Source organism: Antarctobacter heliothermus (genome assembly GCF_900188425.1).
GTDB classification, from domain to species: Bacteria; Pseudomonadota; Alphaproteobacteria; order Rhodobacterales; family Rhodobacteraceae; genus Antarctobacter; species Antarctobacter heliothermus.
The window spans coordinates 103,327-115,194 of record NZ_FZON01000010.1; the positions used below are offsets into that span (position 1 = coordinate 103,327).

Annotated in this window: 13 protein-coding genes; 8 read left to right on the plus strand and 5 right to left on the minus strand. The window is 60.8% G+C overall.

From position 1 onward, the window contains the following. Window positions 1-4: 4 nt before the first annotated feature. Entirely contained in the window at window positions 5-550 is a 546-nt protein-coding gene (locus tag CHB90_RS07650) for a DUF3859 domain-containing protein (RefSeq protein ID WP_089277270.1), read from the minus strand. 145 nt (window positions 551-695) lie between these two features. After that, window positions 696-2,294, minus strand: coding sequence for a phosphoenolpyruvate carboxykinase (locus tag CHB90_RS07655; protein WP_089277271.1), 1,599 nt, complete (start codon window positions 2,292-2,294; stop codon window positions 696-698). Between the two features lie 339 nt (window positions 2,295-2,633). Between CHB90_RS07655 and CHB90_RS07660 the strand changes: the two genes are divergently transcribed. The 7 genes from CHB90_RS07660 to CHB90_RS07690 are packed head-to-tail and all read left to right on the plus strand — an operon-like array spanning window position 2,634 to window position 8,048. Beyond that, the gene (locus CHB90_RS07660) at window positions 2,634-3,335 is read left to right on the plus strand and encodes a response regulator transcription factor (RefSeq protein WP_089277272.1); all 702 of its coding nucleotides are present in this window, start codon (window positions 2,634-2,636) and stop codon (window positions 3,333-3,335) included. A gap of 3 nt (window positions 3,336-3,338) precedes the next feature. Next, window positions 3,339-5,057, plus strand: coding sequence for a sensor histidine kinase (locus CHB90_RS07665; RefSeq protein ID WP_089277273.1), 1,719 nt, complete (start codon window positions 3,339-3,341; stop codon window positions 5,055-5,057). Between the two features lie 9 nt (window positions 5,058-5,066). Beyond that, a complete protein-coding gene (locus CHB90_RS07670) occupies window positions 5,067-5,483 on the plus strand; it encodes an HPr kinase/phosphorylase (RefSeq protein WP_089277274.1) in 417 nt (138 codons plus the stop codon). Window positions 5,484-5,494: 11 nt separating this feature from the next. After that, on the plus strand, window positions 5,495-6,415 hold the full coding sequence (rapZ, locus tag CHB90_RS07675) for an RNase adapter RapZ (protein ID WP_245823193.1): 921 nt from the start codon (window positions 5,495-5,497) through the stop codon (window positions 6,413-6,415). Next, the gene (locus CHB90_RS07680; RefSeq protein WP_089277276.1) at window positions 6,412-6,810 is read left to right on the plus strand and encodes a PTS sugar transporter subunit IIA; all 399 of its coding nucleotides are present in this window, start codon (window positions 6,412-6,414) and stop codon (window positions 6,808-6,810) included. The genes rapZ and CHB90_RS07680 overlap by 4 nt, the downstream gene beginning before the upstream one ends. A 35-nt stretch (window positions 6,811-6,845) precedes the next feature. Continuing rightward, entirely contained in the window at window positions 6,846-7,124 is a 279-nt protein-coding gene (locus CHB90_RS07685; RefSeq protein ID WP_089277277.1) for an HPr family phosphocarrier protein, read from the plus strand. Between the two features lie 45 nt (window positions 7,125-7,169). Next, the gene (locus tag CHB90_RS07690) at window positions 7,170-8,048 is read left to right on the plus strand and encodes a lysophospholipid acyltransferase family protein (protein WP_089277278.1); all 879 of its coding nucleotides are present in this window, start codon (window positions 7,170-7,172) and stop codon (window positions 8,046-8,048) included. A 192-nt stretch (window positions 8,049-8,240) separates the two neighbouring features. Here the strand turns inward: CHB90_RS07690 and CHB90_RS07695 are convergent, their stop codons facing one another. Further along, window positions 8,241-9,116 carry a 3-hydroxybutyryl-CoA dehydrogenase gene (locus CHB90_RS07695; protein ID WP_089277290.1) on the minus strand — a complete coding sequence of 292 codons (876 nt, stop codon included), beginning with the start codon at window positions 9,114-9,116 and terminating at the stop codon, window positions 8,241-8,243. 147 nt (window positions 9,117-9,263) lie between these two features. Here CHB90_RS07695 and CHB90_RS07700 point away from each other — a divergent pair, with 147 nt between their 5' ends. Then, window positions 9,264-10,094 (plus strand): DUF6473 family protein, encoded by an 831-nt coding sequence (locus CHB90_RS07700; protein ID WP_170941004.1) that lies wholly within the window; start codon window positions 9,264-9,266, stop codon window positions 10,092-10,094. Between the two features lie 75 nt (window positions 10,095-10,169). Here the strand turns inward: CHB90_RS07700 and CHB90_RS07705 are convergent, their stop codons facing one another. Both CHB90_RS07705 and CHB90_RS07710 read right to left on the minus strand, forming a co-directional pair. After that, on the minus strand, window positions 10,170-11,096 hold the full coding sequence (locus CHB90_RS07705) for an electron transfer flavoprotein subunit alpha/FixB family protein (RefSeq protein ID WP_089277279.1): 927 nt from the start codon (window positions 11,094-11,096) through the stop codon (window positions 10,170-10,172). After that, the gene (locus tag CHB90_RS07710) at window positions 11,096-11,854 is read right to left on the minus strand and encodes an electron transfer flavoprotein subunit beta/FixA family protein (protein ID WP_089277280.1); all 759 of its coding nucleotides are present in this window, start codon (window positions 11,852-11,854) and stop codon (window positions 11,096-11,098) included. The genes CHB90_RS07705 and CHB90_RS07710 overlap by 1 nt, the downstream gene beginning before the upstream one ends. Window positions 11,855-11,868 lie beyond the last annotated feature (14 nt).

Here is an 11,868-nt window from a genome sequence, read left to right on the forward strand (position 1 = left end):
GCGCTCAGGACATGATTTCTGCCGCGAAACAGGATTGCTGCACCGCCGGGACCGTGCCGGGGGCGGTCACCTCAAAGGGCTGTTGCAGCACCACCTGACCATCCTGTTCCAGTTGGAACATCCACCGCCCCTCGACCATTTCGTAGTCATGTTCGAAGGTGAACAGGTTCAGCGACGTCTCACCGAAATTCATCGGTGTGGGCCAGCGTTCAACGGTCACGCCGTTGGGGCCCATGGGCGGGTGGGTGACGACAACCGTCACCTCCGGCACCGCAGACCCGGCCGTCAGGCTGGCGCGAATGCCAAAGCTGAGGCCCAGTTCCGCAGGCACCTGCAATGTCTGCACATCAATGGGCCGATCCTGATCGACAAGGTTCAGCAGGCCCGACAGCGTGTCGGGTGCGGGCCGCGTGCCTTGCAGCTGTACCTCACAGATGACGCCAAAACCCTCAAGCGTCACGGGCGGGGAAACAAAGGCACCGACATCTGCAAGGGCGGGTTGGCCCGCGATCAGGGTGGCGAATACGGCGGCAAGCGGATTGGTGGTCATGGCGGCATCTCCCGTCGGGGTGGACCGTGAAACTAACACGTCGACAGGTTAGGCGCAGAGGCGGGTTTTGCCTACCCGCCATGCCCCTTGAAATGAAAAAGCCCCCCGCCTAAGCGGAGGGCTTTTGCCAAACCCTGAGCGGGGATCAGCCGATGGCAACGGCCTTTACATCTTCGTCGATGTAGGGCGCGTATTGCTCAAAGTTGTCGGCAAACATCTGCACCAGCTTTTGCGCCTGCGCGTCATAGGCCGCCTTGTCTTCCCAGGTCTTGCGTGGGTCCAACAGCAATTCCGGCACGCCTTCGACATGCACCGGCACCTCAAAGCCAAAGTTCGGGTCCTTGCGGAACTCGGCGTCGGCCAGCTTGCCCTCAAGGGCGGCGTGCAGCAGCGCGCGGGTGGCCTTGATCGGCATGCGGCTGCCGGTGCCATAGGCACCGCCGGTCCAGCCGGTGTTCACCAGCCAGCAGGTGGCCCCGTGTTTGGCGATCTTGTCACGCAACAGGTTGCCATAGGCCTCCGGGCGGCGCGGCATGAAGGGGGCGCCGAAACAGGTGCTGAAGGTCGGCTCCGGCTCTGTCACGCCGCGTTCTGTGCCGGCAACCTTGGAGGTGAAGCCGGACAGAAAGTGGTACATCGCCTGCGCCGGGGTCAGCCGCGCGATCGGGGGCAAAACGCCGAAGGCATCGCAGGTCAGCATGATGATGTTCTTGGGGTGGCCGCCCAACGCGGTTTTCGACGCGTTGGAGATATAGTGCAGCGGATAGGCGCAGCGCATGTTCGCTGTCAGGCTGTCGTCCTCGAAATCCAGGTCGAAAGTTTCGGGGTCGAAGACCATGTTCTCGATCACGGTGCCGAATTTCTCGGTCGTGGCGTAGATTTCCGGCTCTGCCTCTGCGGACAGGTTGATAGTTTTGGCATAACAGCCGCCTTCAAAGTTGAAGGTGCCGCGATCCGACCAGCCATGTTCATCGTCACCGATCAACACGCGCGCGGGATCGGCCGACAGGGTGGTCTTGCCGGTGCCGGACAAGCCAAAGAAGATGGCGGTGTCGACCGGGTTGCCGGGGGCGTGGTTTGCCGAGCAGTGCATCGCCATGATGCCTTTGCCGGGCAGGATGTAGTTCAGCAGGGTAAAGACCGATTTCTTGTTTTCACCGGCGTATTCGGTGTTGCCGATCAGGATCAGCTTTTTGTCAAAGTTCAGCGCGATCACCGTTTCGGTGCTGCAACCGTGCTTTTCCGGGTCCGCCTTGAAGGTCGGGCAGTTGATGATGGTGAAATCGGCGGTAAAGCTGTCCAGATCTTCCTGGTCGGGACGGCGCAGCATGTGGCGCACGAACAGGCTGTGCCAGGCCAGTTCCGTGATCACGCGCACGTCGATGGCATTGGCCGGATCAGCCCCACCGACAAGATCCTGAACGTAATAGTCCTTGTCGATCATGTGGGTCAGCATGTCGGCGTGCAACCGGTCAAAGGCGTCTGGCGCCATTGGCTGGTTGTTTTCCCACCAGATCGAGTCCTCGACCGCAGGTGTGCGGACGACAAATTTGTCTTTGGGCGACCGACCCGTGTATTTGCCTGTGGTTACCAGAAAGGCCCCGCCTTTGCCCAGCGTGCCTTCACCTCGTTTGAGCGCGGCTTCGATCAGCGCGGGCTCCATGAGGTTGTAATAGACATTGCCGAGCCCTTCGATCCCCTGGTCTTCTAGCCGGAACTCTGGGTTCACCCGTCCAAATGTCATTTGCCTTGCTCCTGTCGCAGCGCTTTTCGAAAGTTGCTGTAGGGCGCTCCAAAACGCCTGTGCTCGTTCTCTTAACACGTCGCTTTTCGACATGAACAGGACGCAAGAGCGCAGTTTGCGCTACCAAGCCCGAGTTTAGCGATACCACGCCGAAGCTTTGCCCGGACCGTCACAATGCGACGGAAACGGGTGAGGCTTTTTAGCCATTCCTTTGCGAAATTCGCGTCCGATGAGGTGTGGATGGTTGCCTGATTCGCAGATTGGCATTGCTGTAAAGCGGAAATTCGCTGATACTGAGAAAAAAATACAGGCAACCAGAGCAGTAACAAGGACAGTGCAATGTCTAAAATCGCCCTTGTGGACGATGACAGGAATATCCTGACGTCCGTATCGATGACCCTTGAGGCAGAGGGGTTTGAGGTGGAAACCTTTAACGACGGTCAGTCGGCGCTTGACGCCTTCAACAAGAAAATGCCGGACATGGCCGTGTTCGACATCAAGATGCCGCGCATGGATGGCATGGACCTGCTGCAGCGCGTGCGGCAGAAATCCAAGATGCCGGTGATCTTTCTCACCTCCAAGGACGATGAGATCGATGAGGTGCTCGGCCTGCGTATGGGCGCCGATGATTATGTGAAAAAGCCGTTTTCTCAGCGCCTGCTGGTGGAACGCATCCGCGCGCTGCTGCGCCGCCAAGAGGCGGTTGCCGGTGATGTGGTCGGCGACACCGAAGAGACCAAGCTGATGACCCGCGGCAGCCTGAACATGGATCCGCTGCGGCACGCGGTGACCTGGAAAGGTCGGGACGTATCGCTGACGGTGACCGAATTCCTGCTGCTTCAGGCGCTCGCGCAGCGCCCCGGCTTTGTCAAATCGCGTGATCAGCTGATGGATGTGGCCTATGATGATCAGGTCTATGTCGATGATCGCACCATCGACAGCCACATCAAGCGGTTGCGCAAGAAGATGCGCACGGTCGATACAGAATTTTCAGCGATCGAAACGCTTTACGGTATCGGATACCGCTACAACGAAGAGTAGGGGATGGCCCTGGCCGAACAGCTCCCCATGCAGGACGATCGAAAGGGCGCGCGCCGCGATGCGGACGTCGTGCTGGGTGACGATTGGGTCGCCCCGGACAACATCGTCGAAAAAGAGCTGCGCGACAACCGCGCGCGGCGGGGCCTGTTCACGCTCAATCGTTCACCGCTGACGCGCAAGATCATCACGTTCAACCTGATTGCGTTGAACGTGCTGGTGGCCGGTATTCTGTGGCTGAATTCATCCCGCGACACGCTGGCGGTACAGCGTGTGAATGCCTTGCAGGCCGAGGTTGAACTGGTCGCCGATGTGTTCGAGGCGCAACTGCCGCTTGGCGCGCCGGTCAGCCTTGGCACCGGGGACGGGCTGGACGTGGCGCGCACGGTTGACGGGATCGACCTGCGCGATGGCGTCAAATTGATGGTGTTCGACAGCGCCAGCTTCCTGGTCGGCGAAACGCAAGGCGCAATGCCTCCCATCATTCCGCCCGCCGAAGAGGAAAAGCCGACGCTGATTTCGGATTTCCTCAACACCGTCTGGGATAGTGTCGCGGGAATGTTCACCTATTTTGAGGACACGCCCGATCTGGATCTTGAGGACCGTTTGCGCCGCGCGATCGAGGCGGGCGATCCCGGGCTGACGCGCGTGGAATCCGGCGGTGGCGATGGCCAGACGCTGTTTTTTGCCTTCAGTCCGATCCGGCAGGGCGATCAGTTGATCGGCACCATTGCGCTGGTCTCTCCAGCGGCCGAAATAGACGCCGCTGTCAGCGCCGAACGAGAGCGCGTGCTGCAGATGTTTGTCATCGCCACGCTGGTCTCGATTGGCCTCAGCCTTGTACTGGCCTCGACCATTGCCAACCCGATTTCCGATCTGGCGGATGCCGCAGAGATAGGACGTGATCGCAACCGCAAGGCACGCACTCCGGGCCGTATCCGCATCCCGGATCTGACCGCGCGCCCCGATGAGATCGGCCGCCTGTCCGGCGCGCTGCGCGGCATGGTCGGTGCGCTATATGACCGGATCGACGCCAACGAACAGTTTGCCGCCGACGTCGCGCATGAGATCAAGAACCCGCTGGCCAGCCTGCGCTCTGCCGTGGGCAGCCTGCGCATGGTCAAGAAAGAAGAACACCGGACCAAGTTGTTGGACGTGATCGAACACGATGTCCGCAGGCTTGACCGTCTGGTCAGCGATATTTCCAACGCGTCGCGGCTGGACAGCGAATTGGTCAAAGAAGAAGAGCAGGAGTTCAACCTGCTGGAAATGCTGGGCAATCTGGTAGAGTTTCTTGGTCAGGATGCACGTCAGAAGGGCATTGAGTTTATTTCCGACCTGCCCAAAAAGCCGGTCACGATCACCGGGCTGGAACCGCGCGTGGCACAGGTTTTTGTCAACTTGATCACCAATGCGATCAGCTTTTGCGAAGATGGCGATGCCATCCGCGTGTGGGCCCGGCGTCGCGACAACCGTGTGCTGGTGGTGGTTGAGGACACTGGCCCCGGCATCCCCGAAGACGCGCTGCAAAAGATCTTCAAACGCTTCTACACGTCGCGCCCCCAGCAGGACTTTGGCAACAACTCCGGCCTGGGTCTTGCCATCTCCAAGCAGATCATCGAGGCGCATGGCGGTGTGATCTGGGCTGAAAACATCCGCCCGACAGAGGCGGATGTCACGTCGGAACCGCTGGGCGCGCGATTCGTCGTCGGCTTGCCGGTCTGACCGCCGACCATGCGTGAGATTGTGCATGCCACCTCGGTTTCGGTGGCGGGCCGGGGGCTGTTGATACGCGGCGCCTCTGGACGCGGAAAATCCGGTCTTGCGCTTGAAATGATGGTACGCGGTGCGACACTGATTGCCGACGACAGGACCATTGTCACCCGAGAGGGGCCTGCGCTGGTCCTGTCCGTTCCACAGCCCCTGCGCGGAATGATCGAAGCACGCCGAATCGGCTTGTTGCAGGCCAGCTGTGTTGACCACGTCCCGCTGATCGCCGTGGTTGATCTGGATGTGGCCGAAACGCATCGCCTGCCGCCTATCCGCGCGACCCGTGTGCTGGGCGTCGAAGTGCCATTGCTTCACAATTCCGCGTCTGAGTATTTCGCTGCAGGACTTGTTCATTATCTAACAGCCGGAAGGCGAGACTAGAGATGGATCAAATGGAACCGGCCAGCGCCCGCATCGTATTTGTCACTGGCCCGTCTGGCGCCGGGCGGTCGAGTGCGATCAACGTGTTGGAGGATCTTGGGTTCGAAAGCATCGACAATATCCCGCTCAGCCTGATTCCCCGTCTTGTTGAGGGCGACAGCCCGCTGGCGCGCCCTCTGGCGCTGGGCATCGATGTGCGCAACCGGGATTTCAGCGCCGAAGGACTGCTGCAACTGCGCGACACGCTGGCAGAGCATCTGGGAGCGGCGGTGGATCTGTTGTACCTCGACTGTTCGAATGAGGTGTTGGTGCGGCGCTATTCCGAGACCCGTCGCCGCCACCCGCTGGCCCCGGACGAAACCCCGCAGGACGGGGTGTTTCGGGAAAAGGTTCTGTTGTCCGATGTCAGTGCGCGCGCCGATATCCTGATCGACACATCTGAACTGACGGTGCACGATTTGCGGGCGGAAATGGCAGGCTGGTTCGGCGAGATCACCAGTCAGGGCATGGCCGTGTCCGTCCAGAGCTTTTCCTACAAACGCGGGTTGCCGCAAGGGCTGGACGTGGTCATCGACTGCCGATTTTTGCGCAATCCCCATTGGGAAAAAGACCTGCGCGATTTTACCGGGCTAGACCCGGAAGTGGCCGGGTTTGTCGCCGCCGACCCGCGCTATGATGAGTTTCTTGACCGCGCGACAGGGCTGATCCTGCTCATGCTGCCCGCCTGCGTGGCCGAGGGCAAAGCGCATTTTGCCATCGGCTTTGGCTGTACCGGCGGTAAACACCGGTCCGTTGCGGTTACGGAAAACGTGGCTGCGGCCCTTGCACGGGAAGGCTGGCGAGTGTCAATTAGGCACCGCGAGCTGGAACGACGGGGTGCCGCGTCTGTTTCCGACCGCGAGACTGGCGTGAGTGGAGTGAAAACGGGGTGATCGGCATCGTAATCGTCGCGCATGGTGGTCTGGCACGCGAATATCTCGCGGCGGTGGAGCATGTTGTCGGCGAACAACCCGCCATGTTGGCCATCTCGATCGAGGCGGATGCCGACCGGGTTGCCAAGCAGGCCGAGATTCGGGCGGCCGCCGACGCGGTGGACAGCGGTGGCGGCGTGGTGATCGTAACGGACATGTTCGGCGGTTCACCGTCCAATCTGTCGCTTGATGCCTGCCGCCCAGACAACCGCCGCATCCTGTACGGCGCGAACCTGCCGTTGCTCATCAAACTCACCAAAAGCCGTCACCTCAAGGTCCCCGAGGCGGTGCGCAATGCGCTTGAAGCAGGGCGGAAGTATATTGACAGCCAGAACATTCCGGCTGATCCCACCTGAACAGTATTGATCTGCCACGAGAAAGCCTGATCCACATGTCCACATCCGTCAACCGCGCGTTGAAGATCGTCAACGAGAAGGGGCTACATGCCCGCGCTTCGGCCAAACTGGTCGAGGTGGTGGAAGGATTTGACGCAACGGCAGAGGTGGTCCGCGACGGGATGTCCGCCAGCGGAGACAGCATCATGGGGCTTTTGATGTTGGCAGCCGCCAAAGGAAGCACTATTGAAGTCCAAACCTCGGGTCCGGACGCCGAGGCGCTGGCCGATGCGGTCGAGGCCTTGGTGGCGGATCGCTTCGGGGAGGACTGTTAGTCCCGGCTCCGGGACTGACGTATAGAACGGGACTGAAGCAGGCGCATGGTCGAAAGCACCCAAGCGACATCCCTCAGGCGTCGAGGCGGGGCCAAGAATCCCGCGCCTTATGACAAACGCCAGGTCAGCTACGCCAACACCTTCACGAATCCGTGGAAGGCGACCGCTATTCGTACGCTTGAGTGGCTGACAGGCAAGATCCCGATGCTGCGCATGGTGCGCCGGTTCGAACGGATGGGCCCGGTTGAGGGGCAAGCGTTCTGGAGCCAGGCGCTGGGCATCATGGGGATCGAGCTGAAGACCCCCGCAGAACAGATCGCCCGCATCCCCAAGGACGGCCCGGTGATCGTCGTGGCCAACCATCCGCACGGGTTGGTGGACGGGATGATCCTGGCGGAACTGATCGGTCGGGTGCGGACGGATTACCGAATCCTGACGCGGTCGTTGCTGACAGGCGTGAAAGAGATCGAACCTTTCATGATCCCGGTCCCCTTCCCGCATGAGGAAGACGCCCGCGAACAAAGCCTTGAGATGCGCGCTCATGCGATGGACCACCTCAAGGGCGGCGGCGTGATTGTGCTGTTTCCGTCCGGTGTCGTGGCCTCATCCGAAACCTGGTGGGGCACGGCGGTCGAGGCTGGATGGAACCCGTTCACCGCGAAGATGGTCCAACGCTCGGGCGCGACTGTCGTACCTATCTATTTCCCGGGCCAGAACAGCCGTGTCTACCAGATCGCCAACCAGGTCTCGGCGACAATCCGGCAAGGTCTATTGATCCATGAGGTCGTGCATGCCTGCCGACGCCCGCAAAAGCCGGTTGTTGGCGAGCCGATCACGCCCGAAACGATCAAGGCGTTTGAGGGTGGCCAACGCGAGTTCGTGTCGTGGCTGCGCCAAAAAACGCTGGATCTGCGCGAAACCTGACGATCTTTGCCGGACTATGAGGCATCCCCCAACTTGGGGGGCCACGGCTCACTTCCACCATGTCCTGACCCATCGCTGTGACGTGGAAACGCCGGGGTCCGTGGGTGCACCCCGGCTACACCAACGCAGCGTGATCGTCGATTGCCGCAATCCGCAGGATGTGGACGCACAATTGCTGTGGGCACATGGGCCTCAGCGTGTCGGGACCGGAACCTCTCCGCGATAGTCGTAGAACCCGCGTTTGGTCTTGCGCCCAAGCCAACCGGCCTCGACGTATTTTGTCAGCAGCGGGCAGGGGCGGTACTTGGTATCTGCCAGTCCGTCGTGCAGCACGTTCATGATCGCCAGGCAGGTGTCGAGCCCGATGAAATCGGCCAGTTCCAGCGGCCCCATCGGGTGGTTGGCGCCCAGTTTCAGCGCCATGTCGATGGAGTTCACGTTCCCCACGCCCTCATAGAGCGTATAGCAGGCCTCATTGATCATCGGGATCAGCACGCGGTTGACGATAAAGGCCGGGAAATCCTCCGCCGAGGCGGCAGTTTTGTCCAGATTTTGAACGACCTTCAGGCAGGCGTCATAGGTTTCCTTGTCGGTGGCGATGCCGCGGATCAGTTCGACCAGTTTCATCACCGGCACCGGGTTCATGAAATGGAACCCCATGAACTTCTCCGGCCGGTCCGTGCGGGATGCCAGCCTGGTGATAGAGATCGACGATGTGTTCGAGGTCAGGATGGTTTCAGGCTTCAGCTCTGGCACCAGCGCGGCAAAGATCTTGTCCTTGACCTCTTCGCGCTCCGTCGCGGCCTCGATCACCAGATCGGTCTGGGCGATTTCCGGCAGATCCATGGTGGTGCGAATGCGGGCCAGAGTCGAATCGCGTTCCTCTGCGGTGATCTTTTCGCGGCTGACCTGACGGTCAAGGTTCATGCGGATCGTGGCAACGGCCTTGTCCAGCGATTCCTGGCTGATGTCGTTCAGGCGCACCTCATAGCCCGCCTGCGCCATCACATGGGCGATTCCATTGCCCATCTGCCCTGCGCCAACGATACCAACCGACTTGATTTCCATGGGCCGCCCCTTTTTTGCCAGCGCCACCATGACCCGCCTTGGGCAGGGCTGCAAGAGCAGCGGATTCTCCTCTCATTGTCACTTTAGGGAAATGGCAAGAGCTTTGCGCGATTCTCACTGTCGGGTGAGATAAATGAGGTGGGCATTATGTCTGTACATGGTGGGGGCCACGGGTCCCTGGAATATTATCCGTGCCGATATGGCAATTCACGCGTTCTGTTTCGCGGTCCGCGACGGCAACTGGATGGCCCATATGTGGCGTTCCTTGGCGGAACTGAGACGTATGGCCGTTTTGTCGAACAGCCGTTTCCAGAGTTGCTGGAAACTCGGGTCAAACTACCCTGCGCGAATTTCGGTGTGGTTAACGCAGGCGTGGATCTCTATCTGAATGATCCCTCGGTGATGGATTTGATTGCTGGCGCGGATGCCAAGGTTGTTCAGATCATGGGGGCGCAAAACCTGTCGAATCGGTTCTATTCGGTGCATCCGCGCCGAAACGACCGTTTCCTGCGGGCCTCTGACCGGCTGATGGCGCTATATCCAGAGATTGATTTCACGGAATTTCACTTTGTCCGGCACATGTTGGGGCGGCTTTCCGAGGTGTCCAGTGATCGCTATGCCGAGGTGTTGGCAGAGTTGCGGATGGCATGGACCGCGCGAATGAAAAGTTTGCTGACGCAGTTGCGGGGCGACATCGTCCTGCTGTGGTTCGCCGACCATCCTGTGCCGGTCGAAACTCCAGCGACGCTGGAGGGGGATCCATTGTTCGTGAACCGCGACATGGTCGAAACTTTGCGTCCCCGGGTGAGTCAGGTGATAGAGGTCGTGGCCTCGGACGCGGCGCGTATCGAAGGGACGCGCGGTATGGTTTTCAGCGACTTCGAGGCATGCGCGGCCGAGGAATTGATGGGGCCGCTGGCGCATCAAGAGGTCAGCGCGGCCCTGGCCGAGGTGCTGTCCCGGATGACTGACTGCTGATCCAAATGCAAAGGCCCGCCGATGCGGCGGGCCTTTGACACGTCATAAAAGCGGCGGCGGTATCCGCCGGACCGTTTACAGCTTTTCGGTCAGTTCCGGCACGGCCTGGAACAGGTCCGCGACAAGGCCGTAGTCGGCGACCTGAAAGATCGGAGCCTCTTCGTCCTTGTTTATTGCAACGATGACCTTGCTGTCCTTCATGCCGGCCAGGTGCTGGATCGCACCCGAAATGCCGACCGCGACATACAGATCGGGGGCCACAACCTTGCCGGTTTGACCAACCTGCCAGTCATTCGGCGCAAATCCCGAATCGACCGCCGCACGTGACGCGCCAACGGCCGCGCCCAGTTTGTCGGCCAGTTTCTCGATCAGGGCGAAATCGTCCTGGCTGCCGACACCGCGCCCGCCGGACACAACGATGCCCGCTGAGGTCAGCTCGGGGCGGTCGCTGGCCGCGACTTTGTCCTCGACCCATTCGGACAGGGCGGGGTTTTCGCCGGTGGCGATGTCCTCGACCGCAGCAGAGCCGCCAGTGGGGGCCGCGTCAAAGGTCGAGGTGCGGAAGGTGATGACCTTTTTCGCGTCCTTCGATTTCACGGTCTGGATGGCGTTGCCGGCGTAGATCGGGCGTTCGAACGTGTCGGCGTCCACCACAGCGGTCACATCGGTCAACACCATGACGTCCAACAGCGCGGCGACGCGCGGCAGGATGTTCTTGGCGTCGGTGGTCGCGGGGGCGACGATGTGGCTGTAATCCCCCGCCAGCGACGCGATCAGCGCAGAGACAGGCTCTGCCAGACGGTGACCGTACAGGTCATCCTCGGCCAGCAGTACCTTTGACACGCCCTCGATGGTGGCGGCCTCGGCGGCGGCATCCTTGGCCGACGCACCCGCAGCCAGCACGGTCACCTCGCCCAGCGCCTGCGCAGCGGCGACGGTCTTGGCGGTGGCATCCATTGCCAGCGCGCCGTCAGTAATTTCGGCAATCAGCAGAACGGCCATCAGATGATCCCCTTTTCCTTGAGCTTCGCCACCAGTTCATCGACAGAGCCGACGATTTCGCCAGCCGCACGGGCCGCCGGTTCCCCGGTCTTGACGATTTCCAGACGCGGCGTGACATCGACACCCAGATCGGCGGCGGTCTTTTCGTCCAGCGGCTTTTTCTTGGCCTTCATGATGTTCGGCAAAGAGGCATAACGCGGCTCATTCAGGCGCAGGTCGGTCGAGATGATGGTCGGCATCTTGACCTTGATGGTCTGCAACCCACCGTCGACCTCACGAGTGACGACGGCATGATCGCCCTCGACGTCGACCTTGTTGGCGTACATGGCCTGCGACCAGCCCAGCAGGGCCGACAGCATCTGGCCGGTGGCGCCGAGGTCGTTGTCGATCGCCTGCTTGCCGCACAGCACAAGGCCCGGCTGTTCGTCTTCGACGATCTTGGCCAGGATCTTGGCGACGGCCAGCGGCTCGATGTCGGTGTGAACGTCATCAGCGGCGACCACGAGGATGGCGCGGTCAGCGCCCATGGCCAGCGCGGTGCGCAGGGTTTCCTGGCTTTGCTTGACCCCGATGGAGACCGCGATGACCTCATCGGCCTTGCCGGCCTCCTTGAGGCGAATGGCCTCTTCGACGGCGATTTCGTCAAACGGGTTCATCGACATCTTCACGTTTGCCAGATCGACACCCGATCCGTCCGCTTTCACGCGAACTTTCACGTTGTAGTCGATCACGCGCTTGACCGGTACCAGGACCTTCATCTGCGTGTCTCTCC